Source organism: Microcystis sp. Msp_OC_L_20101000_S702, assembly GCF_007095705.1.
GTDB classification, from domain to species: Bacteria; Cyanobacteriota; Cyanobacteriia; order Cyanobacteriales; family Microcystaceae; genus Microcystis; species Microcystis ichthyoblabe_A.
In genome coordinates this window covers 1-23,514 of record NZ_SFBO01000090.1, presented here as the reverse complement: position 1 = coordinate 23,514, position 23,514 = coordinate 1, and the positions used below count along the sequence as shown (strand labels likewise).

Annotated in this window: 26 protein-coding genes; 10 read left to right on the top strand and 16 right to left on the bottom strand. The window is 40.8% G+C overall.

From position 1 onward, the window contains the following. Positions 1-181: 181 nt before the first annotated feature. Entirely contained in the window at positions 182-970 is a 789-nt protein-coding gene (cobM, locus tag EWV60_RS09765; protein WP_002750163.1) for a precorrin-4 C(11)-methyltransferase, read from the top strand. Between the two features lie 135 nt (positions 971-1,105). Next, a complete protein-coding gene (locus EWV60_RS09760) occupies positions 1,106-1,264 on the top strand; it encodes a hypothetical protein (protein WP_193746286.1) in 159 nt (52 codons plus the stop codon). Positions 1,265-1,335: 71 nt separating this feature from the next. On the opposite strand, the gene EWV60_RS09755 is transcribed toward EWV60_RS09760, so the two are convergent. From EWV60_RS09755 to EWV60_RS09730, 6 genes are all read right to left on the bottom strand, one after another. After that, positions 1,336-1,803 (bottom strand): TspO/MBR family protein, encoded by a 468-nt coding sequence (locus EWV60_RS09755; RefSeq protein ID WP_002750165.1) that lies wholly within the window; start codon positions 1,801-1,803, stop codon positions 1,336-1,338. A gap of 9 nt (positions 1,804-1,812) precedes the next feature. Next, on the bottom strand, positions 1,813-2,154 hold the full coding sequence (locus EWV60_RS09750; RefSeq protein WP_287232089.1) for a translation initiation factor: 342 nt from the start codon (positions 2,152-2,154) through the stop codon (positions 1,813-1,815). Positions 2,155-2,276: 122 nt separating this feature from the next. Then, on the bottom strand, positions 2,277-3,791 hold the full coding sequence (locus tag EWV60_RS09745) for a cryptochrome/photolyase family protein (RefSeq protein WP_149107089.1): 1,515 nt from the start codon (positions 3,789-3,791) through the stop codon (positions 2,277-2,279). A 2-nt stretch (positions 3,792-3,793) separates the two neighbouring features. Continuing rightward, the gene (locus tag EWV60_RS09740; protein ID WP_287232087.1) at positions 3,794-3,952 is read right to left on the bottom strand and encodes a hypothetical protein; all 159 of its coding nucleotides are present in this window, start codon (positions 3,950-3,952) and stop codon (positions 3,794-3,796) included. Positions 3,953-4,062: 110 nt separating this feature from the next. Next, positions 4,063-5,196 (bottom strand): HetZ-related protein 2, encoded by a 1,134-nt coding sequence (locus EWV60_RS09735; protein ID WP_287232085.1) that lies wholly within the window; start codon positions 5,194-5,196, stop codon positions 4,063-4,065. A gap of 352 nt (positions 5,197-5,548) precedes the next feature. Further along, positions 5,549-5,689, bottom strand: a complete 141-nt coding sequence (locus tag EWV60_RS09730) for a hypothetical protein (RefSeq protein ID WP_002740097.1) — start codon at positions 5,687-5,689, stop codon at positions 5,549-5,551. A 373-nt stretch (positions 5,690-6,062) separates the two neighbouring features. On the opposite strand from EWV60_RS09730, the gene EWV60_RS09725 reads away from it, so the two are divergent. From EWV60_RS09725 to EWV60_RS09710, 4 genes are all read left to right on the top strand, one after another. Continuing rightward, on the top strand, positions 6,063-7,271 hold the full coding sequence (locus EWV60_RS09725; RefSeq protein WP_002739520.1) for a hypothetical protein: 1,209 nt from the start codon (positions 6,063-6,065) through the stop codon (positions 7,269-7,271). A 73-nt stretch (positions 7,272-7,344) separates the two neighbouring features. Further along, the gene (locus EWV60_RS09720; RefSeq protein WP_002750179.1) at positions 7,345-8,373 is read left to right on the top strand and encodes a GUN4 domain-containing protein; all 1,029 of its coding nucleotides are present in this window, start codon (positions 7,345-7,347) and stop codon (positions 8,371-8,373) included. A 3-nt stretch (positions 8,374-8,376) separates the two neighbouring features. Then, positions 8,377-9,021 carry a hypothetical protein gene (locus EWV60_RS09715; RefSeq protein ID WP_002739853.1) on the top strand — a complete coding sequence of 215 codons (645 nt, stop codon included), beginning with the start codon at positions 8,377-8,379 and terminating at the stop codon, positions 9,019-9,021. A gap of 18 nt (positions 9,022-9,039) precedes the next feature. Then, positions 9,040-9,906: a hypothetical protein gene (locus tag EWV60_RS09710; protein WP_002739646.1), complete on the top strand. Its 867-nt coding sequence runs from the start codon at positions 9,040-9,042 to the stop codon at positions 9,904-9,906. A gap of 67 nt (positions 9,907-9,973) precedes the next feature. On the opposite strand, the gene EWV60_RS09705 is transcribed toward EWV60_RS09710, so the two are convergent. From EWV60_RS09705 to EWV60_RS09670, 8 genes are all read right to left on the bottom strand, one after another. Next, entirely contained in the window at positions 9,974-10,891 is a 918-nt protein-coding gene (locus tag EWV60_RS09705) for a hypothetical protein (protein ID WP_002740064.1), read from the bottom strand. 601 nt (positions 10,892-11,492) lie between these two features. Next, complete coding sequence (locus tag EWV60_RS09700; protein WP_002739496.1) at positions 11,493-12,098, bottom strand: hypothetical protein; 606 nt, start codon at positions 12,096-12,098, stop codon at positions 11,493-11,495. Between the two features lie 319 nt (positions 12,099-12,417). Further along, on the bottom strand, positions 12,418-12,717 hold the full coding sequence (locus EWV60_RS09695; RefSeq protein ID WP_002740048.1) for a hypothetical protein: 300 nt from the start codon (positions 12,715-12,717) through the stop codon (positions 12,418-12,420). Positions 12,718-12,808: 91 nt separating this feature from the next. Next, complete coding sequence (locus EWV60_RS09690; RefSeq protein WP_024968901.1) at positions 12,809-13,030, bottom strand: hypothetical protein; 222 nt, start codon at positions 13,028-13,030, stop codon at positions 12,809-12,811. A 4-nt stretch (positions 13,031-13,034) separates the two neighbouring features. Then, entirely contained in the window at positions 13,035-13,115 is an 81-nt protein-coding gene (locus tag EWV60_RS09685) for a type II toxin-antitoxin system HigB family toxin (protein WP_370445040.1), read from the bottom strand. 40 nt (positions 13,116-13,155) lie between these two features. After that, positions 13,156-13,365, bottom strand: a complete 210-nt coding sequence (locus tag EWV60_RS09680; protein WP_002739801.1) for a type II toxin-antitoxin system HicB family antitoxin — start codon at positions 13,363-13,365, stop codon at positions 13,156-13,158. Positions 13,366-13,536: 171 nt separating this feature from the next. Continuing rightward, entirely contained in the window at positions 13,537-14,646 is a 1,110-nt protein-coding gene (locus tag EWV60_RS09675; RefSeq protein WP_002750186.1) for an iron-containing alcohol dehydrogenase family protein, read from the bottom strand. 19 nt (positions 14,647-14,665) lie between these two features. Further along, positions 14,666-15,223 carry a Ycf51 family protein gene (locus EWV60_RS09670; RefSeq protein WP_271935911.1) on the bottom strand — a complete coding sequence of 186 codons (558 nt, stop codon included), beginning with the start codon at positions 15,221-15,223 and terminating at the stop codon, positions 14,666-14,668. Between EWV60_RS09670 and EWV60_RS09665 the strand changes: the two genes are divergently transcribed. Beyond that, positions 15,200-15,817: a 7-carboxy-7-deazaguanine synthase QueE gene (locus EWV60_RS09665; RefSeq protein WP_024968899.1), complete on the top strand. Its 618-nt coding sequence runs from the start codon at positions 15,200-15,202 to the stop codon at positions 15,815-15,817. The two genes, EWV60_RS09670 and EWV60_RS09665, sit on opposite strands and share 24 nt — an antisense overlap. Before the next feature lie 38 nt (positions 15,818-15,855). On the opposite strand, the gene EWV60_RS09660 is transcribed toward EWV60_RS09665, so the two are convergent. Next, positions 15,856-18,492 (bottom strand): M1 family metallopeptidase, encoded by a 2,637-nt coding sequence (locus EWV60_RS09660; RefSeq protein WP_287232077.1) that lies wholly within the window; start codon positions 18,490-18,492, stop codon positions 15,856-15,858. 4 nt (positions 18,493-18,496) lie between these two features. On the opposite strand from EWV60_RS09660, the gene EWV60_RS09655 reads away from it, so the two are divergent. Together EWV60_RS09655 and EWV60_RS09650 are read left to right on the top strand one after the other, a co-directional pair. After that, positions 18,497-18,934, top strand: coding sequence for a DUF4079 domain-containing protein (locus EWV60_RS09655; RefSeq protein ID WP_287232075.1), 438 nt, complete (start codon positions 18,497-18,499; stop codon positions 18,932-18,934). 102 nt (positions 18,935-19,036) lie between these two features. Beyond that, positions 19,037-20,140 (top strand): CobW family GTP-binding protein, encoded by a 1,104-nt coding sequence (locus EWV60_RS09650; protein ID WP_193978716.1) that lies wholly within the window; start codon positions 19,037-19,039, stop codon positions 20,138-20,140. Positions 20,141-20,442: 302 nt separating this feature from the next. Here EWV60_RS09650 and EWV60_RS09645 read toward each other — a convergent pair whose 3' ends face one another. Further along, positions 20,443-21,363, bottom strand: a complete 921-nt coding sequence (locus EWV60_RS09645; RefSeq protein WP_271935914.1) for a metal ABC transporter solute-binding protein, Zn/Mn family — start codon at positions 21,361-21,363, stop codon at positions 20,443-20,445. 134 nt (positions 21,364-21,497) lie between these two features. Between EWV60_RS09645 and thrS the strand changes: the two genes are divergently transcribed. Continuing rightward, positions 21,498-23,297: a threonine--tRNA ligase gene (thrS, locus tag EWV60_RS09640; RefSeq protein WP_287232069.1), complete on the top strand. Its 1,800-nt coding sequence runs from the start codon at positions 21,498-21,500 to the stop codon at positions 23,295-23,297. Positions 23,298-23,514: the final 217 nt, after the last annotated feature.

The window sequence follows — 23,514 nt, the reverse complement described above, 5'->3', positions numbered from 1 at the left end:
GACTGTGCTTTATCATTAATTATAGTCATTCACCCTAATTAAATACAAATGTTCAGGTTAATGATAGGATTCAGTATTCAGGAGTCAGGAGATTGTTTTTATTTATTCTCCCCACATCCCCACACCCCACACCCCACACCCCACACCCCACACCCCACACCCCTTTTAAACAGGATTTAGTATGACTTTAATTGACTCCTCGGCGCTCTCCCCGGCCGTCTATTTTATTGGTGCGGGCCCTGGAGATCCAGAATTATTGACGGTAAAAGCCTATAAAATTCTCCAAAAAGCCGATGTTATCGTCTTTGCTGATTCCCTCGTCCCCAAACAGATTCTTGAGGACACTCCTAAAGATGCCGAGTTAATTCCCACCAGTAGCATCACCCTAGAGGAAATTATCCCTTTAATGATCGATCGCGTGCGTCGGGGTTTAGCGGTGGTGCGACTGCAATCGGGGGATTTAAGTCTCTATAGTGCCATCCAAGAACAAATTGAGCTTTTGACAGCAGCAGATATACCCTTTCAGCTAATCCCCGGAATTAGTGCCTTTCAAGGATTAGCGGCCAAATTGGCCCTAGAATTAACGATTCCGGAATTAGTCCAGACAATTATTCTAACCCGGGTGGAAGGAAAAGCCTCTCCCATGCCAGAAAGTGAAGAATTAGCCTCTTTAGCCGCTCATAAAGCCAGTTTATGCCTATATTTAGCCGCCCGTCATGTTGACAAAGCCCAGGAAAAACTCCTAAGATACTATCCGGCAGAGCAACAGGTGGCCGTTTGTTTCCGTCTCGGTTGGCCCGACGAAAAAATCTGGGTTGTCCCCCTGTCAGAGATGGCCAAACTAACCCATCGGGAAAATTTAACTAGAACTACCCTTTATCTCATTAGTCCCGCTTTAAACCAGATTACAGGAACTCGATCGCAACTTTATCACCCGCAACATTCCCATCTTTTCCGTCCTCATCCTTAAGTATTTTCTGGGGAATCTATCGAAAGAAACACTGGGTTTCTACCTAAAGATAGATTTAAAGAGCGGCGATTTTGTTTAAAATCGCAGTGAGAGGTAGGACAATTTTAAAAACGTTTAAAATTCCTCTAACAATCCATGCACAGCTGCCCGATTTGTTCGGGAATTACCCTTCGTCACCTTGTAGCTAGTCGTGCCTACTGGTATTGTCCTCACTGTCGTCAGGAGGTTCCTAACTTCCTTGATTGCTCCAGTCCTGCCAGGGTAGAGCGAGTTAGAGCGGAAAAAACAGTCTAGATTTTTAAGTTGGTAGATGGCAATAAGACCTGTGGGATGTGTTAAAAATTAACACATCCCACTTTACCTATCTATACATCCCGAGGATTGAGATGGATCATTTCCCAAGTCACATAGGTACCGATCGGACTCCAAATCAGGTAGGGTAGGAGTAGGATGCCCGCCCAAGAAGAAACAGGGAAAACCAAGAGCGCCAGAAGACAACCCAAGAAAAAACCCGTACCTCCGATAATCGTTCCCGCTTTGAGACTGCGTAGTTTACAGGTGACGGGAGTATAGGCACTAATAGTCAATTCCACCAACAGATAAAAAGCCATCAAAAACCAGCGATTAGCCGGTTGAGCTTCCCAGACTAAATAAGCAGAAATTGCCCCACAAATATAGATAATTGTCCAGATAAGAGGGATTAATCTTTCAAAGCTTAACCAATCGGGACGACGCAAACGCGCAAACCAACGCACATCGCGAGAATTGAGTAATCCCCCAGCTAACGCTACCAAAAACCCCACGACACCGATAAGCAACCAAGAGGGAATCATGATTTTAAGCTATCCTCCGCTAATTTTGGCTTTGTAACCCGATTCAATGAGAATTTGTAGAATTTTTTGGCGATGATCTCCTTGGATCTCAATGGCATTTTCTTTAACTGTACCACCCGTTCCGCAAGCAGTTTTTAACTGTTTTAATAATTTCGTCAGAGTTTCGGTTTGGCATTGAAAACCTGTAACTATGGTAACGGTTTTTCCCGCACGACCAGAGCGGGAGGTTTGTACTCGCAAATTCTGCTGATTTGGGGGTAATTCAGGGATGGAACGCTCAAAAGCTTGAGAATTGCTTTTATCTCCAAATTCCTGATAGGCAATCCGGTTTTTTTCCTTAGATTTACTCATATAGCAATTATCATACTGGGTTTCGGGGTTTTTCAGTGACCAGTAAACAGTAAACAGTAATCAGTGAACTGAAAACTGGCATCTGATAACTGATAACTGATAACTGATAACTGATAACTGATTCAAAGCTGACTGCTGATAGCTCTTAATTGGTTGGACTGGCAGCGCATTTGATTAAGTTCAGCTGCCGACATTCGATCGAGATGACCTAAAATCATATTAACTCGACCTTGGGATTTTAATTTTTCTCGATGTCGTGCCAAAAAATCCCAGTAAAGAAAGTTAAAAGGACAGGCTAAATCCCCGACTCGTTCATTTTTTTTATACAGACAACCCCGACAATAATCACTCATTTTATCAATATAGTTGGCCGAGGAAGCGTAGGGTTTGGAAGCGAGAATTCCCCCATCGGCAAATTGTCCCATTCCCAGTACATTAGTCTGCATTACCCAATCGTAGGCATCGATAAAAACACTATGAAACCAGTTTTCAATCTCTTGGGGAGAGCAACCAAAAATTAAGGCAAAATTGCTCAAAATCATTAATCTTTGAATATGATGGGCATAACCAGTATTTTCCACCTGTGATAATACTTGTTTGAGGCAATTCATCTCGGTTTGGTTACTATCCCAAAAGAAAGCCGGTAAGGGTTGTTGATGCTCAAACCAATTATGATTAGCGTAATCTTCTCCCAAATAATGATAAATACCCTGCATATATTCCCGCCATCCCAACACCTGACGGATAAATCCTTCGATGCTATTTAGGGCTAAATTATCTTTTTTATAGGCAATTTCTGCCCCTTGAATCACTTCCAACGGCGTTAGTAATCCTAGATTAAGATAGGGAGATAATAGGGAATGCCAGAGGGTTTCTTCTCCCGTTACCATCGCATCTTGGTAGGGTCCAAAGTTGGGCAGACAATTAGTAATAAAATGCTCCAAAACCTGTAAAGCTTGTCTGCGGTTTACTGCCCAGGGAAAAGGTTTGATTTTTCCATATTTAGGAATATCTAAAGCTTCCACATCAGCGATAACCTGAAGGGTAATTTCATCGGGTTCAAACCAAAGAGGAGCAGCAGTTTTTAATCCATCCTTGGGCGGTTTGCGGTTTTGTTTATCAAAGTTCCATTGTCCTCCTATGGGTTGATTATCCTCGATTAAAATCTGCCATTTTTTGCGACTTTCTCGATAGAAATCCTCTAGTAATAGTCTTTTACGAGATTTAGCCCAATTATTAAAATCTGTCCTAGTCCAGAGAAAGTGATTATTATCAATTAGGGTTATAACACAGTCTAAATTGAGATTTTTAATTAATCTAAGAAAAGGCAAATTATTAGGCATCATAATCTGTAATTCTTTAATACCTAATCGTTTAATCCAAGCAGATAAAATCAGCTCAAAATCTTCAGTAACTTCGTAGGTTACAGACCATCCTAAAGTTTTTAATTCTTCGGCAAAATGACGCATCGCCGACCAGATTAAAACTAATTTTTGCTGATGATAGGGTCTTTGTCGAATATGATTGTGGGATTCAATTAAAATAACCGGCGTTTCCTGTGCATAGGCTTGACGATTAGCTAAGGCCGCTTGTCCTGTCCATAATTGATCACCTAAAATCCAAATACCAATGGTCATAATTATTTCATTGCCTCGACTATTCCCCCGTATTTTTTAGCCATAATATCCGCCATTTCCCGAGCAGAAAATTTACTGGCTTTGTCGATGCTGGGGGTAAATGTCCCCATAGGGGTTAAATAATGGGTAAATACCCCGACTTTTTTGCTAATAATCCACATATTTCTTGAAGTCAAAAATCAAAAAGGGGATGGGAAGTGGGGTGTGGGGTGTGGGGTGTTTTCTCAGTGAACTGATAACTGATAACTGATAACTGATAACTGATAACTGATTAGGTTTTTGTCCTGAGACTTTGGGCGCTTAGATAAAGTTTCGTCCATTCTTTGACCAATTGCGTGCGTTTACAGTTTAATTCGCCAGCGATTTCCTCAAGGGTTTTACCCGCTTTTAAGCCATCGATAACGCTTTTACCCGTGGGAGACAGGCCAGCATAGTAACTTTGCCATTGACTGAGAGTTAAGCCAAAATTATGCTCTTTCGGGCTGATTTCTAACCATTCAGCGATTAATTCTGTCCCTTCCTTGAGGGCAAAAACCTTAATCGCATGATAGCCAACTTTTTCCCGGAGACGATAAATCCGTTGGACGGGAATATTCATCGCCAAGGCGATCTCATCTTGGCTTTCGCCTCCTAGATAGAGATTAAACCAAGTCACCGCCTCCGGACTAACATTTTCCTCTAGATACTTGGCAAAACTCTCTTGAACTTTTGCCCGTTGAATTTGCGCTTCTTGACAAGTGCGTTGATCTTCGTAGGTAGCGATCGCATTTTGATCCAGTAAACTTAAGCTAGTTTCCCCCTCATCGCCACTAATTTCATCGGAGAGAATCCGGATCATTTCTTGCTGCGGCACGTTAGTAATACCGCTTCTCGATTGACGACGGAGATAATTAACAAAACGATAGGCTAACAGGGGTTGATTGCGGATCGGACGCAGAGCGTATTCCTCTAGGGTGGCTAACAGCAGCTGATCACGAGTAGCTTGATCGTTGGTACAACGAGCGATCCATGCTAACTGGGATTGCAGATAGCGATCGCTATTTAACATTTCTTGAATAATTTCTTGCAAGACATCGGCCACCGCTTGCCGACGATCGCGACTTAAGGAAACCCAAGTGCGAATTTTTTGCCGGAGAGTGACACAAGCACCGAGACGATCGATCAGGTTACGATAGGCGCGGGTGGGATTAACTTTCAGATAGCGTTGCCGCAAAATTTGCCAAAGATAGACTAATCCCCGTTTAGCGATTTCTAAATCTCTCTCGTCTAAATTTTCCCAACGTTGGCTATCTTCACCGAGTAACCAATTGATAATGGTATCCCGTTGGCGATCGGTTAAGGAATCCTCTGTTTGAGAGAGGCGATCTTGCCATTGTTGCCTTAACTCGTCGATTATTGTCGTCATCGAAAAATTGAGTTCCAAACCCCGTCTTTTTAGGACGGCTTTAGTTTGAATATTAGCGCATTTACACGATATATGCTAAAACCTGAGCCATGGAGAAAGCCGATCGCACCGATTTTACCCAACACCCGACTAGAACGAACTAATCAATTAAGTCTTTTGCCAGATAAGGATTTAGTCGATTTATGCCCCCCGATCAAACCATACCAAGTAACGAAGAGCCACCCTAAAGCAAGCCCTGCAAACCTCGAACTCGGCAATCTAACATCCGAAATGGGATTTCCTCCTTTGGCAACGTTTGGAACTGGATGTGAAGAATAGAATCCTCGGATTAGAGTACAATCATCGCATCGGCTCAAATCGGATCGAGGGAAAGTTCCGATGGTTTGAGTTTCGCCATCATGACAGTCTCTTTCAGCAGCCAACTGGCGAAGTTGCCTGAGAAATGTTCGGCGAGGAATCGGCAAGTGTTATATAAGAAGCGAATTATAGTCATTTCAGATAAGTCTGATACACTCTAGACCAGTTAAACCCTTATGAACTCTGGCATTAATATTCTCAATCTTAATTGAAATGACTATAGAACACAATCTTCGGTGTAAGGACTTGATCGCTTAGGGGGTGATGGAATATTATAAGGATAGGTTTTTTCAGTGAGCCATTCATGCGGATGCGGAGGTTAAGTCCTTAAGTTTGATTACGGTTCGACCGAACGCTCAGTAACGTTCTTCTCGGCGATTTGTGACAAAGGGTATTGTGAACAGTTTCTTGGGTAACTAAGCCATGAAAGCCTTGTCCAGACTCCATTTGAAAAGCTATAGATCACAAGAAACCCAAGAAAGCTAAATTGATTCGCATCTGGCTTAAATATGAAAAAAACACTAAGATTACTGACTATTTTATTCATCTTCATACTGTCGCTAGTTATAACTGCGTACCCTGCTTTTGGACAACTAAAGGAAGGTAATTTAATTTGGACGACGAAAAAAGAAGACATATTTTATATTTTAAGAAGTAATAACACTGAACCATCTATATTTCTTGATATTCCAAAAACATTTAATATTGAGGAGAAATATGAGACAGGAATCAATCTGGTTAGTAGTGGGAAATCTATTTTTTGGCTGGATTATGATTATGAGTTTAAAGAAGGTAATGACAATAACATTTCCATGTATGTTTATAAGATGGACATTGATAGTTCTAAACCATCTGTTGTTGTTGATCTTTCTCAAAAAGCCGGGTCTCAAATAGTACGATGGCTTCCTAGTTCTTTAACGACAGACGGGAAGTTTCTTTTTTGGTTAGGACAAAATTTAGAGGGAAAGCCTTTTATTTATAGATCAGATATCAACGGGGATAATTTTTCCATGCTTTTTGAATTTCCCTATGAATCTACAACATTTAAACCTCAGATAAAACATTTAACAACAGATGGAAAATTTATTTATACACATATTGACGGCAATCTTCGTAATCAATCTGGCGGCTTCGGGAAGCCAACCGAACTTCTATTAAAAATAGAAATAAGCAATCCCGTTTTATTAGCCATTGATGCACTGTCGATTTTACGAAACTGGACAGGTGAAGGAGTTTTGTCCATTAATAATTATGAGGATACTTTATTAACAGATGGTAAGTTTTTATACTTTACTATTGGTTTACTTAATCCTAATTATGGCGACGGAATTGTTCGTTCTGATTTTGATGGACAAAATCCATCAATGATTGCTGAGCCTAAATATGGGACTGGTGTAACCAGTATGACTAATAATAAGAATTCACTTTTTTGGGTATTGCGATATTCTAAATTTTTCCAAATTAATCAATCAGCTTTTGATGGCTCATCAAAGTCTGTTTTAATTGAGGTTCCTGTTGAGGATAGTCTCTCTCATCATAGAAGTTATAACATACCATCAAGTATTGCTTTTGTATCGAATAATTATCTAAGCTCACAACTAATAATGGGAGTCGTCATTTTCTTGATAAGTTTGGCAATAATCTTAGGTTTATTATGGATTTTCTCAAAAAACCTATCAAACTCTGACATAAAACAGGAGGCTGAATCAGAAGCTTAAAGCAATCTAATTCGTTATCTGTTAACAATTTTTTTTCTAATTGAATAATCCAGAATCATTTGTAAAAGAGACTATGAAAGACGTATTTATTTGTCATACCAGTGAAGACAAACTCCTGATTGTGGAACCTTTAGTTTCAGGCTTAGAAAAAGCTGACATTACTTTTTGGTATGATCGGGCTGAAATTAAATGGGGAGATAGTATTACAGCCAAAGTAAATGAGGGTTTAAGAATCTCTCGTTTTGTGATCGTTGTCTTGAGCGAAGCTTTTCTAAACAAAAATTTTCCTAAGCGAGAGCTTTTTGCCGTCCTCAATCAGGAAATTTATTCCGACCAAACTAAGGTACTTCCCTTATTTTCAGATAATAAACAAAAACAAAAGGTATTAGAAAGTTTACCGTTACTCAATGATAAACTATACCAAACTTGGAACGGCAATGCAGATACAATTATTGAAGCTCTTTTACCTCACTTGTCAGAAAAAACAACGCTTAAATTTAAAGATCAAAAAAGCGTAAATGATTTTTTAAACAGAGATAAGTTGATTTCTGATAAAGGGGTTAGCTATAGCAAACTTCGCCAACTCCTAGAAGCACAAAGTTGGCTAGAAGCTGATCAGGAAACGATCAGGCTTCTTTATAAAGCTACCGATAAACCAGAATTTACATCAACCTCTCATTTTTCTGTTGTAAAAATTCCCAATGAGGCCTTATCATCAACTGAACTTAAAAGAATATCTGATAATGACTTAATTATTCTTGATAATCTTTGGAAAAAGTATAGCCACAACAAATTTGGTTTGTCCACTCAAGCTCGTATCTATGAACAAGAAGGGGAAGATTACTATGCTTTTGCGAATCGTGTCGGATGGCGAAAAAATGGACGGTGGTTAGGTTACAATGATCTGACTTGGCATTTGGACGCTCCAATCGGTCATTTACCTTGGCTACAGGGGAAAAAAGCATATCCCACAGAAAAGCAAATGAGAGACTTCCATTTTAGTGCTTGGACATTGAATTTAGGTGACAAACATTTTGCCGAAGATACTTTTATTTCAGTTCTCCAGCAAAAAGTAATCAGTATTCCTTTATTACAATTTTAAATTATGTCTCAAAAAATACCTAATTACCTTCGAGCGATCGCCAAATCTCTTGCTTCCGTAGTAGGCCCATTTGGAGTTCCTGTTGAGTTTGTCTTGAGTCTTTATGATGATCAAATAGAGAACTCCCGTGAGGCCAAACTAGATGCAATGATTGCCGAAGGTCAAAGCCTTACTCGTAAGTCTCTTGATGCTATCTTTGAGACAAAAACTGAAATAAAAGAATTACGAGAACAATTTATTTTAGGAATACAATTTTGTTTTACTATTCTTATGCAAAATCAAGAATTATTGCAAAATTCTGAAAATTTTGAAGATAAGTTTTCACTTTTACTTGATCGACAAAAGGAAAAACTTGAGGAAGCTGGTTTTTTGACCAAAGATGTTTTGGTAAAGGAATTGTCAGAACTTTACGGAGCAGATAGCGAACTATTTAAAGCAACTGTTGGGTCAGCAGGGTTTCCTTTAGCAACAATTCCTCAAAATCAAGCACCCAAAGTTATTGTCTTTCAATTTATTAATCGTTGTTATACTTTGAAACTTAACGATCAGTTTAAAATATTTAAAGCACTACATAAAGAAAATCCAAATAGTAAAGTTTTGCAATTGGTGAGTGCTTTGCTACAAGAAAAATCCTCAAACCAAATATAGCAGTTAAACATTTAATTTATGAATACTCCTTTTGAATCTTATTTAGGCTCTCTCAAAAATCAAATTATTAGAGATTTAATTTCTCTCTATGAATCTAACCCTTCTCTTTTTATTGCTATCATTTGGGAAGGGGGATTTTCTACAGCAAATTTGAGGAATGAACAAACTTTACGGATTATCATTCAAGACTTTATTTGTCAATGTAATTCTCTTAATATTCTGCAATTACGACAAGTATTCACCAAATTATGTGAAGAAAATCCAGGCTGTGAATCACTAAGAAAAGCGAGGAATTCACTTTATCAAAACTTTGATTACGTCAATAGCAACGAAGATTGCATCACTAAATACTTAGTAAAAGTCAAACCAAAACTTATCAGTCAAGGTTGCTCATCCATTTACAATGATATTATCTATGATGGCAAAGTTTTTAAACAAGTAGCTAAGGCAGCTAGTTTTAAAACATCAATTGGTGGTCTGCCAATGAGAGGAGAAGCTTTTTTTATCTTTTCCTATTTTTCTTCTGTTAATGATAACTCATTAAGAGAGTTTGCAACGAATTGTTTCAATTACGCCAAAAAAAACTCTAACTTTTCTAGTATTTTACAAACTGTTTTTAACTTGAAGATACCTACAAATATTTGTTTTTCTATCTCTATGACAAACTTCATAGATGAGAAAACAAAACAACAAATTACAGAGACAAATCCCTTTGAAGAAACGGTAGATCTTCTATGGTATATTGTACCAATTGTTTACACTCTTAATGAAAAGCAAGTTTATTTTTACGAAGAAGTGTTAGAGTCTAAACCTTGGGAGTTTTTCAGAGGTGAAATAGTATGGAAAGAACTCAGGAAAATTATCAAACAAACTTTAAGTGACTGAGATAAACAGTTAAACCATAATCAGGTAGAGAACTGGAGTTTCACTGGCACGATGGCCTCCAGTAAACTTATTGAGAACTTGATAACGTTTTATTATAAAATTCGGCCTTAACATTATCATTAAATTCAGGACTTTCTAGATAAGAACTAACTTCAATTACCCCAACTTTATTAATACTTTGTGGAACGTTTTCAAAAGTAATAATAACCTCAATAGGAGTATCTTTAATCAAAATATTGTCGGCTTGATAAGTGCCAGAATTACTGCCAAAATCCACTTTGGTTGCAATTAGTTCTTTGCCATCCTCAATGATTCGACTTCTATTGTTAGAATTATAATTTCCGTGTATATAGAGCTTGTTTTTATCTTGTGTACTTGTCACCAAAAGAGAACACTTAATATTTTGAAGTGTTGAAGAAATTGCTGATCTTTGGCATTCTTTGAACTGAAAAATTAAAGATTGGACTTTAACAATCTTATCCGTATTAAAAGAAGACGGCTCTGACACAGTTTCATTATCAGGTGCGAATGAAGCCGAGGGACTGGGTACATTTGAACCTTTTAAAGATTGATTTTCATCTTCAAGCTCTTTTATTTTTCTTTGCAAATCTTTGTTTTCCGACTCAAGTGTATTTAATTTTTCTGATAACTGAACTAAATCGGAATTGCTAGATTGCTGAAAAAAACTGGAAATCCATTCCTTAAATTTATAGCCGCCAAAAGCAGATAAGGGAATAGTTAAAACTAATAAAACAGAAGCAAATATTAGGTAATTTTTTCTTTGTTGTTTTTTAAATTCTTTATTCACTTGTCTGCGAACCTCCTCAATGTCATTATCCATTAACAAGTCAGATAATCCTAGTTCTTGAAGACTCTCTTTAACAGCATCAAGAGTGATAACCTCTTGATTATACTGTTTTCTATAGGAAAGTCGTTCAATCAATTTTTTAAACTCATCATCACTTAAACCATCCTTCAAAACCATAAGTTTTACCCTAAATTGTAATAAAAATAAATGTCTGTCATTATTCTGTATAACACTTTCTACGGTAACGATATGGGTCAACTTTCTGTATATCCATCTATTTTAGTGCAATCGCAAGAAAAATTTCCCCATATCATACCCAAAAGCGTGTTAGCCATAGCACATTGCCAAAAACCTTGTTTAACTAAATTCCTGACAATAGGCTGAAATAACACGAGTTTTCTGGTGTTATAACAACTATTCGTCAATCTGACCGCACCTCTTGACAAAAATTTACAATTATTCGACCCTTAGCGATCGCTATCGGGAGATAGAATGTGCGTGGTGCGTTACCCAAAATCGATCGGTGGAGCAGTAGGACTTGCATTAGACCTCGACCTAATATTATCTCAAGACCAAAAGTCTTTCTAGTTAAGGAATCTACCCGAATAAAAATTATTTTAATTGCCTCATATTTTTTCAGTGAAATTGAATTAGCAACGATAGATATACATTTCAGCTATCGAACTACTTAATTAGTATATAGGCTAAAAGCAAGCTGTGACTGGGTTATAATTTTTGAAGATGTCTATTAGGGAACGCACCCTACGGCGATGGCAATCTATAGTTTACATGTTTTCAAGGAGTGGAAGATAGCAGCCCTCGTTAGCTCCGGTAGCGGGCCTATCCATCTTTCCCTCACCGAGCGCGAGCGCTCCGGATTGCCGCTTGTCCACAGACGTTCTATGGTATTGAGGTCAGTACAGGGTATGTTCAGTAATTTATCTCGCGGGCAAAGGGCAGACCACGTCGGATCTTTTCTGGCTCGATTCGATTCGTAGCAGCTCGATTCTAATCCCACGGACTGGGCAATTACCTTTTGAGTTTCGTCAAGAGCTGGATAATGATAATCGTTTAAGATTTTTTCACTCCTCTCTCTCGTCAGAGATCCCGTCTCGATGTTAGTTACAGTTACAACGTACGCTTCCTTCAGCAGGTCGCGCAGGCGGGTGTAGTCCACCCCTCGTTCGGATTGCAAATCGTTGGATTGCAAATCGTTCGTCACTCGATTTTTCGCTGTATCCAGCAACCTCAACCCGCTGGTCTGATTTTGGAGTCCACAGGAAGCAAGAATTGCACTGCTAAAACCGACTGCGATCCATCTTAGAAATGCCTGCCGCAAAACCTTGAGCGCGTGGGGCAGTTGTTTTGGTTTATATGGAATCACGAGAGTCTCCTTAATGCGTAAATGTTCAGGGGTTTACGAGAGAATATCTGTACAACACTCTCCAGAGTAACGATATAGCACTTTTCACGTTACTGAGGTATCGACAAGTTTTGCCAACAAAGGGTTTAAGACCCTTGCCCATACCTTATTCTGATGAAAACTGCTATATGTAGAAACTTTCGGTATATCACCCCATTAACTAAATTTATGACAGTAAGCTGAAATAACGGAACTCTTCTAAAAGACTAGCTAAGATTTCTAGTTCTGACCGCACTTCTCCACAAAAATTTACAATTATTCGACGCAATTAATGGACTGTCTATAGAGCTATCGACTCGTTAGAAGTTTCTCCGGCGGGTTGGGGAGTGGAAAACCCCGTCAGGGATAGAAGCTGTCGTTTAGCGGTTTCCCGTTCGAGACGGTAACGGTTCAACTGAATCTCTAACTGTTCTCGTTGGGCGATTCTTGTTAGATAGGTTTCGGTGGATGAACCGCCCAGACGGTAATCTATCTCGGTAATCCTGGTCAAGAGGTCATGATTGGACAGTTGGGCTGATATCGCCCGTTCTCGATCGCCGGCGGTTTCGTAGGCGATCAGGAGGGTAAGATATTTTCTCACAGGGCGATCGCATTCTTTCCTAGGGTGTGTTCCCTGAAAACATGACAATTTCAAGGTTAACCAATATTTGGGAACGCACCACCCCTACCATTTATAATTCGGGAACATTTTCCTGTTCATAATTTTCTATTAATATTCCCAAAATTTCCATTAAAGAAGCAAGAGAATGATTTTCATTTTCTCCTATTTCATCTATCAAATTATCTAACATAATTACTAATTGTTCATATTCTGATTCGCTACGGGGTATAAAGAGTATTGGCTTTAAGTTTGTCCAGGCTTGCCGTGTTTTCTCTATATCTATCGTCGGCATTTTTTTACTCCTTCCATTTGTTTTTGTCGTATTCAGAATGAGTTAAAACTTCTCGAATATAAATTTTTTGTCGATTGTAATGAATCGCTGCTATTAGTCTAATCTTATTTCCACCTTGGAACCCCCTAAGCTACATCTACATACTCACAGATCGACAATGATTCAGGAACAGTTAATCCATCTTCTTTTAAGCCTTCCAAATGAAAAATTATTGCCTCAGCAATTAATTGTTTAACTTCTTCTAATGTTTCTGCAACCGCAACACAACCGGGAAGATCGGGAACATAAGCACCGTAGCTATTTTCTCCTTTTTCAATAACAACTGCATATCGCATTATATTTTGTCCTCCTCAATTTGAGCTTGTCGCCATATATTTTTAAGAGTCCCAATAGGAACATCAACGCTGGATTTCGACCAACAAAGCAAAGATTTGAGCTATCACCACTACAATAAAATCACTACTCACCCGCAGCAGATAAAGCCATAAATCCCGAAAATATTGCCCTTAATTAGCCTTAACTTTCTGCCCGATTGTATCGGCAGTGGTAGTAGAAACCATGGCCGCCATAACTTGTTCCGGGGAAACCGTAAAAGGCAAACGATGAATGTCCGAATTAGGCTGACAGGCAATTGCGGCTGCGTGGCGCAATTGGGCAAGGGAAACATCTCTTAATCCTAAATCCTCTAGGGATTTCGGTAAACCAATTTGTTCATAAAACTGGATTAGTTGCCCCCGGGCCGATACTGCTAATTGATTACCCAAAACTATTTCCTCTAGACGCAATTGGGCGAGAATGCCGTAGGCGACTTTTTCCCCGTGCAGGGCATGATGGCAAGCGGGAATATGGGTTAAACCATTATGAATTGCATGGGCGGCCACGGTACGACAATTAGCACCCCCTAAACCACCAATTACTCCGGCTAATAAAACGGTGGCATCTACTACCTGTTTCCAGTCCTCCCCGCCGATATTTTCCAGAGCTGCCGGGGATTTTTGGAAAAGGATATCCCGCAAAACCCGGGCCTGTTGGACAGCGGCAATGATCAGGGTTTCTGTGGAATGACCGCTACTGACGGAGGCCTCGTACCATTTAGCGATCGCATCGCCAATACCGGCGATTAAGGTTCTTTTCGGGGCAGTTTGGATAATACCGTAATCGAGAATTAATAAATCCGGACAACGGGCTAGGGACAGATCGTAAAGAAACGCCCCTGCGTCAGAATAGACGTTAGATAGGGCTGTCCAAGCGGCACAGGTGGCGGCGGAGGTGGGAATTGTGGCGATCGGCAAATGGCACTGATGGGCGAGTAATTTGGCCGTATCGAGGGCTTTGCCGCCACCCACACCGATGATAAAATCTGCCTCATGACTCTTGACAGATGCCTTTAAATATGCTAGGGAATTTTCCGAACAATCGGGGGCGTAACTGTGATAGCTAGGAGTGAGATTTTTCAGGGGAGATGACAAAAAAGCTAAATTGCGATCGCCGCCCACCACCAGGGGACGTTTACCCAAATCCGCTAACTTGCCGGTGGATTCTTCTAGGGCATTGTCACCCCGAATCACTTGTGCGGGGGCGATTAACAGGGGCAAAACAGCGACAGCATTGGACATTTTTTGACAACCTCAAGGATTATTGGCTAATTTTAGCGAAACTTTCGGGAAAAAGCTGTAGTTCAGGAGTATTATCCCCCGGGGCGGAGAAGGATTTTTTAATCTGTCCCAGGTACAAAGGAGAAGATAAACCGGGCTGAGGATGAACGAGAGTGCGAGCGCTAATGATAAATTGATTATTACCGCCAGCACCGGCGCGACCGGAGGAAAACAAGTCACTAGCGGCTTGTTTTAGGGTTGCTTCCACCTGCTCGGGAGTAACAGTATTGGGCAGGGAGATAACAGCTTGATTAGCTCCGTTATCATAGACAAGGGAGAATCTCACCGCTCCCGGAATTTCTGTGCGGGTAAACAGTCCCAACCCAAGACCGAAAATTCCCACCGTCAACACAGCCATAAAGCTAGTGACACCGACGAGACGAAAGCGGATTCCCCAACCGACGAGAAAAGCGATAATCGTGAGTACCAAAAAAACCAGCGTGGCAATACCAGACCATTGGATGTATTTGGCGAAGTTCAGGGGAATGTCCATATTTTCTATAATACTAATTCTATGAAAACGGTTAGCATAAACCATTGTACCTATCCTGTTGTCGAAACTTTCCATTCTGTGCAGGGCGAAGGCTTTTGGACGGGAAGCAATGCTTTTTTCCTCCGTTTGGGAGGTTGCGATGTCTATTGTCCTTGGTGCGACCAAAAAGAGTCTTGGAATGCCCACCGTTATCCCCAAAAATCCCTGGGGGAATTGGTTGAGATGGCAAAAGGGGCTAACCCCGCTATGGTGGTGATTACCGGGGGTGAACCTTTGATGCACAATCTTGATCCTTTAACCAGGGAATTAAAAAATCAGGGTTTACGGGTACATTTAGAAACTTCTGGCGCTCATCCTTTTACTGGGGTTTTCGATTGGGTGACTTTTTCTCCTAAAACTTATAAAATGCCCGATCCTAGTATTTATGCACGGGTAAATGAGTTAAAAATTGTCGTGGCTCATCCAGAGGATTTAGACTGGGCAGCTATGCAGGAAAGTAAGTTATCGGAAGGGGTGATTAAATATCTACAACCCGAATGGAATACAGCAGAAAGCAAAGAGTTAGTCTTTAATTATGTTCTTCGGCATCCCCAATGGCGTCTCAGTCTCCAAACCCATAAGTTTTTAGGAGTCCGCTAACTGATAACTGATAACTGATAACTGATAACTCAGGTTAACTAACTATTTTTCGCCTCTAATTTGGTCAAACGACTTTTAAGTTCCTGATTTTCCTGTTTCATTTTTTCTAATTGCTCGCGAATTTCCTGAATTGCTTTGTCGGAACCTAATTTTTTCTGGACTTTTTGTACTGCTTCCTCCGCTACACGACGAACGCGACCATCGGGAGTTCGATCGCTCAAAGCTTGTAAAATAGCGATAGCTTTGGCATTTTCTATCTGTCCTAAAGCGTTACACACTGCCACTTGTGTCAAGAAAAAAGTTTCCTTGGCAATGGTTTCTAAACGTTCCAAAATTACGGTTAATTTGTCGGTGGTTTGTCCGGAAGAAATCGCTCCTAGGGCGCGGATAGCTCCTAATCTCAGGGGTTGAGGCGTGCCTAAAGCCGTGTAGGTCAAAATTGACTCTAAAGCCGCCGGCGAGGTTTTTAACTGGCTTAAACCGCCAATTGCGCCCGCTCTTACTACCTCATTCCACCCCTTTCTTGACTGTAAAATCTGATTGAGCAGGTCAATAATTTCCCCTTCTTGATTTTGCAATTGTCCCACGGCCATGGGGCCTAATCCTCGCGCTGTGGCCGCTTCCACATAATAACTAGCATCTCCAGCTTCTAGTAGGGATTTAAGCGCGTTATAACTATCTAAGGTTTTAATTTCACTTAATCCCTCGACAACTGCCCGACGTACTTGGGCTTTTTCGTCGTTTAAACCTTTAATTAAAGCAGTAACTGCCTGATCTAAACCAAGAGTTGCTAACTGTTTGGCAACCTCCACACGCACCCCCCAAAAAGGCTCATTTTCTAGGGATGTCCCTAAAGCTTCGATCGCTTCTAAACCGCCTTTTTTAGCAATGGCCGTCGCTGCATAGATACGGGAAATTGGGTCGGGATCCTGTTGTAATTGCGCTTTTAATTCGCCGATGGGATACTCAAGAGTGACGGTTTTGAGGAAATTATTACCCCGATCGAACTTGACAAAATCGGGCTTTTGTGCTAGGGGAAAATAGAAACTTTGTTCTTTTTGGTGAATCCGCAGATTGTAGGTAATATCCTCAGAGTTGAGATAGGCAAAAGCGACGGGAATTTTCAAGTCGAATAGTTCCTTTTCGTCCTGGGTTTGGGTGACAGTTAATTGGGCTAAATTATTCTGATTGTCCCAACTGTAGGCCACCTTATAATCGGGATGACCACCGCGATAAACGTACTGATCAAAGAGGAATAATAAATTGTACCCGGTCGCTTTTTCGATCGCCCGTAATAAGTCCACGGTTTCTACGGTTTTATGGGCATTATCCCGCACAAAAGTATGAATCGCTTTTTCGAATAAATCTTCCCCTAAAATAGAGCGGATCATGTGATAAACACAAGCACCTTTTTCGTAGAGATGACGATCATAAAGTTCGATCGCTTCTCGATAAACATGAGTAACAATCGGACGACGATAGCGGGAAGTATCTTCTTCTAAATAACTTCTTGCTTCCCCTAATAAATAATAACTACCGGATGCTTTTCCGTATTCCGATTCTGTCCATAAAACCTCAGAATAGGAAGCCATTCCCTCTTTAATCCAAGCGTGAGACCAGTGTTTAATCACGACTAAATCACCGAACCATTGATGAGCTAATTCATGGGCAACTAAGCTTTCTGTCCAAGTATGATCGATGCTGGCTCTTTGATCAATTAAACAGCGATCGGTTAAAATTGTGGTGGAAGTATTTTCCATCCCACCAAAAATAAAATCATCTACACAAACTTGCGCGTATTTAGGATAGGGATAGGGATAACCAAACTTTTGGCTAAAAAACTCGATCATGCGGGGAGTTTTACCCATACTTCTTTGTCCCTCTTCTTCCCGTCCTTTTTCCACATAATAAGTGACAGGAACACCATTCCATGAGTCGCATAATTCAGCAAAATCTCCCACCGCAAGAGTCATTAAATAGGTAGGATGAATTTGCTTTTGTGACCAGTGATAAATTCTGTCTTCACCCACGGGTTCCACTGAGATTAATTCCCCGTTAGAAATAGCGATATAGGGTTGGGGAATTTTAACCCGAATTTCGGAAGTGGCTAATTGGCCAGGGTAATCAAAACAGGGAAACCAAAAGCGAGAATCTTCATCTTCTCCCTGGGTCCAAACTTGCATCGGTTTGTCGGGATAATATTCGTCGGGTCCGATAAAATATAATCCCCGTTGTGGTTGGTTAACCTGATAGTTAATCGTCAGGATAATCGGTTTATCGGTGGTGGGTTGTAGCAGATGAATGGTCAGAAGAGAACGATCATAGTCAAAGGGTTGACTGATACCTTCAATGAACACAGAATTAATATTTAGAGCCACCGCATCCAGAGTTAAACTGCTAATTCCCTGACGAATGGGGGTGAGGGTAATCTGACAGCTGCCCTGAAAACTTTGTCGGGGAATATCAATAATTAAATCGAGAAAAATATGATTAACTTGTCCGGGTCGATCGGGGTTATAATGGGGTTTAGCCCCCGGTAATTCAAAGGGTTGACGCTGATTATTTTCCGTGTCGATGGTGAGATGAGACATATTAGCCCTAACTTGCTGATTTTTGTCCGGTAAACTTAAATTAACACGATCGGTCGTCCCTTTCCTTGCTAACAATAATCCCACCCCTATGAATCTCCCCTCCTTTCTCTGGTTATGGAAAATTGCCGCTTGGTCGATGGGATTTACCCTCTTTGCCTATTTTTTACTGGCAGTTTCGGGGGTAAACATGGGTTATCGACGACTTGCGGGCCAATCTCGACCGAAATGGTTAAGACCCTTTCATCTCCTCAGCGGCCTGATCATGGTTGCTTTGGTCTTAATTCTGCTGGGAATCGGATTAGTGGGAACAATCGGTCATTATGGCAGTTTAGGCCACTCTTCCCACCTGATAGCGGGTTTATTGGTGGTTTTTCTGGTTTTTGTTTCCGCAATTACCGGCCTGAACATTACAACTCGTCCACCTCTAGCGCGGTCTCTCCACATCGGCACTAATCTTTTATTGTTTCTGGGTTTTCTTTTTGTTACCCTAACAGGATGGGATGTGGTCCAAAAATATCTACAATAAAAATAGTCGGCGATCGAGTGGAGACTGTTTGATCAAGAAAAACTAGCCATCTCATCCCGAAAAATCGCTTTTTAGTGACAGAATACTCACCCCCAAATCATTATGCAAACCGTCGAATCACAAGCTATTAACACGATGTCAGTGCCAAAAAAAGGGCTACCGGTAACAATTATTACTGGGTTTCTTGGTAGTGGTAAGACTACTCTCCTCAATCATATTCTCAGCAATCAACAGGGATTAAAAACTGCTGTTCTTGTCAATGAATTCGGTGAAATCGGTATCGATAACGAACTGATTATCAGCAGTGATGACAGCATGGTAGAATTAAATAATGGCTGTATTTGCTGCACGATTAACGAGGATTTAATTCAAGCAGTTTATAAAATTCTCGAACGTCCCGAAAAAATCGATTATTTAGTCGTAGAAACCACGGGATTGGCCGATCCTTTACCGGTAGCTTTAACCTTTTTAGGGACGGAATTACGGGAAATGACCCGTTTAGATTCCATTGTCACTATGGTGGATTGTGCCAATTTTAGTCTTGATTTATTCAACTCGCAAGCGGCCTTAAGTCAAATCACCTACGGTGATATTATTGTTCTCAATAAAACCGATCTAGTGGATGAAGCGGATGTGGATTCTTTAGAAATAAGAATCCGGGACATGAAGGAAGGAGCGAGAATTCTTCGTACTAGCAAAAGTCAAGTCCCTTTACCCTTAATTCTCAGCGTCGGACTATTTGAATCGGATAAATATTTCGACACAGAAGAAGAACACCACGACCATGATCACCACGACCACGATCACGAGCATTGCGATCATGATCACGACCATGATCACCACCACGATCACGATCATGACCATCACGACCATTCCAATCATTTAGAGGTGGATGGATTTACTTCTATTTCCTTTGCTAGTGACCAACCTTTTTCGATTCGGAAGTTCCAATATTTCCTCGATAATCAGTTACCGGAAAGCGTTTTCCGCGCTAAGGGTATTCTCTGGTTTGATGAAAGTCCTAAACGTCATATTTTCCACCTCAGTGGTAAGCGTTTCACTCTCGAAGATGACGAATGGAAAGGTACTCCCAAAAATCAGCTAGTTCTTATCGGTCAAAATCTCGATCATGAAACCCTAAAAGAACAGATTAACAATTGTCTCAGTTTACCTGCTGTCAATCGCGGTAAAGGATTTGGGAAATAAACCCCGCTTTGTAAATCTACTAAGTTGGGATTTTTAAGGGGAAACTCTCTGCTAAAGTCGGGCGTTACTTTCGATTTTTTCCCTCAATCCAAGCTTTTGGGGGGTTCTACCCCCCAAACCCCCCGTTGGGGGCGTGGCGCCGCCCCCAAACCCCCCGCGCATTAGCTTTTCGGTGGGATGCTTACAGGCAGCTGCTGATCTATTTGTCATCATCTAAAAGTCACCGATAATTGCTGATTGTCGGTATTTCTGCCTTCCTAACTCCTGACTCTAAGGACAATTTTTTGATTTTTACAAGAGGTCTATTGACCTTCTTGAGGTACTTTTCCTCCTAAAGATTCCACGATCAAGCGAGTATTTTCCCTGAGCATTTTTACATAACTATCCCCTCTAGTACCCACCGCACCGATCGAATCAGAATATAATTGTTGTGGTGCTAATTTCACCCCCGCTTCTTCGGCTACAGTGGTAATTAAAGCGGGATTAATAGTCGTCTCGGCAAAGATAGCAGCAACCCGGAGATTTTTAATAGCATCGGCTAAATTTTTCACCGTTTGGGCGCTAGGTTGTTCTTCCGTACTAATGCCAATTAAAGTTCCCGCAACTTTTAACCCGTAGGCATGGGCATAATACTGAAAAGCGTCATGAGTGGTGACTAATTGTCTTTGGGAAGGGGGGATAGTTTCAATAGCCACAGTAATCCAGCGATCAAGATTTTCTAATTCTGCGATTAATTGGGCGGCATTTTGGGTAAAAATCTCTTTATCTTCGGGACTTAATTCAATCAATTGATCTCGGATTTTTTCCACCATGATTATACCATTTTTTGCTGAACCCCAAACGTGGGGATCGGGGACTTTCTGCCCCTCTTTTTCCAATTGTAAAGGCTTGATTGCTTCTCCCACAGCCACTTTTTTAGCTTTAATTCCCGTAGAATTGATCATTTTAATTAACCCCGGTTCGAGATTATAACCGTTATAGAGAATTAAATCGGCTTTTTCTAAAGCCACACTATCGGCGGGAACTGGTTCATAAACGTGGGGATCATCCCCGGGTTTTAAAATGTCTTGATGGTCAATTTCTTCACCGCCCACTCGTGCGGTTAAATCGGCGATAATTGTGCTAGTGGAGATTACCTTGGGTTTTTGGTTATCAGTAGTATTAACCGAGGCATGACAAGCAACCAATACCAAAAATAAACAGGATAAAATTAGTTTTTTCATCGAGAAATAGAGATGAGGGTTTAGGGGTTAGAGATGAGGGTAAATGGCATTGATATCTATCTTGATTTTTTTCCTGACTAAAGACTCCTTTTACCATTAAAATAGAGAATAGAGAAGGTGTAAATTGAAGAGATATGGATAACCAAGCCCCGATTAAACTACCGAAAACCAGCGAATCCGACCACCTCAAGCGCATTCGTCACACCACCTCCCATGTGATGGCCATGGCGGTGCAGAAATTATTCCCGAAAGCCCAAGTTACTATCGGGCCTTGGACTGAAACCGGATTTTACTACGATTTTGATGTGCCGGAACCTTTTACCGATAAGGATCTCAAGGACATCAAAAAAGAGATGGTCAAAATTATCAATAAAAAACTGCCGGTGATTCGCGAGCAAGTTTCTCGGGAAGAGGCGGAAAAGCGCATTAAAGCGATTAATGAACCCTATAAGCTGGAAATTCTGGCGGGAATTCAAGAACCCATCACCCTTTATCATCTTGGTGACGCTTGGTGGGATTTGTGCGCCGGTCCGCACCTAAGTAATACAAGTGAACTAGACCCGAAAGCGATCGAATTAGAGACGGTAGCGGGTGCTTATTGGCGCGGGGATGAGAATAAAGCCCAATTACAGCGCATTTACGGCACGGCATGGGAAAATCCCCAACAATTAGCCGAATACAAGCGCCGCAAGGAAGAAGCACTGAAACGGGACCATCGCAAATTAGGCAAAGAATTAGGTTTATTTATTTTCTCTGATTCTGTCGGTCCTGGATTGCCTTTATGGACACCGAAAGGCACTTTAATTCGTTCTTTGTTAGAAGATTTTCTCAAAAAAGAACAGTTAAAACGCGGTTATTTACCCGTAGTTACTCCCCATATTGCTCGCGTCGATTTGTTTAAAATTTCCGGTCACTGGCAAAAGTACAAAGAAGATATGTTTCCCATGATGGCAGACGATGAGGAATCTGCTAGTAAAGAAATAGGATTTGTCCTCAAACCGATGAACTGTCCTTTTCATATTCAAATCTATAAAAGTGATTTGAGATCCTATCGGGAATTGCCGATGCGTTTGGCAGAATTCGGGACAGTTTATCGTTACGAACAATCGGGAGAATTGGGAGGATTAACTAGAGTTCGCGGTTTTACCGTCGATGATTCCCATTTGTTTGTCACTCCCGAACAATTAGACAAGGAATTTTTAAGCGTTGTTGATTTAATTTTGACGGTGTTTAAGAGTTTACAATTAAAGAATTTTAAGGCGCGATTGAGTTTTCGTGACCCCGAATCGGATAAGTATATCGGTTCCGATGAAGCTTGGGAAAAGGCACAATCAGCGATTAGAAAAGCGGTGCAAACTTTGGGGATGGATTATTTTGAAGCCCCCGGAGAAGCGGCTTTTTATGGTCCAAAATTAGACTTTATTTTCCAAGATGCCCTCGAAAGAGAATGGCAGTTAGGAACGGTACAGGTGGATTATAATTTACCCGAACGTTTTGAATTAGAATACGTTGCCGAAGATGGTAATCGTAAACGTCCGGTGATGATTCATCGCGCACCTTTTGGTTCTTTGGAACGTTTAATCGGTATTTTAATCGAAGAATACGCGGGGGATTTTCCTCTTTGGTTAGCCCCTGTCCAGATACGATTATTACCGGTTAGTGATAGTCAATTGGATTACGCTAAAGAGGTGACAGCGAAAATGCAGTTGTTAGGAATTCGCGCCGAAACCGATACCAGTGGCGAACGTTTGGGTAAAATGATTCGCAATGCTGAAACCGCAAAAATTCCCGTGATGGCAGTGGTGGGGGCAAAAGAAATGGAAAGTAATAGTTTAAGTATTCGCACCCGTGCCACGGGCGATTTAGGAGTAATTAGCGTCGAGGAAGTGGGGGCAAAATTAGAAAGTGCCATCCAAAATCACGGTAATTTTTAAGCGTTTGCTTATCTAATTCTATGGGGACAGAAAATATTTCTGTCCCAGTATTTTTGATCAACCCAGGAGATTTTTCGGGTGCATCTGATATTTGTGACTTTCGGCTCTTCGGGAATTGTTATGCAAATAATTAACTTAAAATAAAATTCGATGAGAGCAACTACGCTCAAAAGTAGCTGAAATTCATACAGGAAAGGACTTAAGGCACAAATAGGTT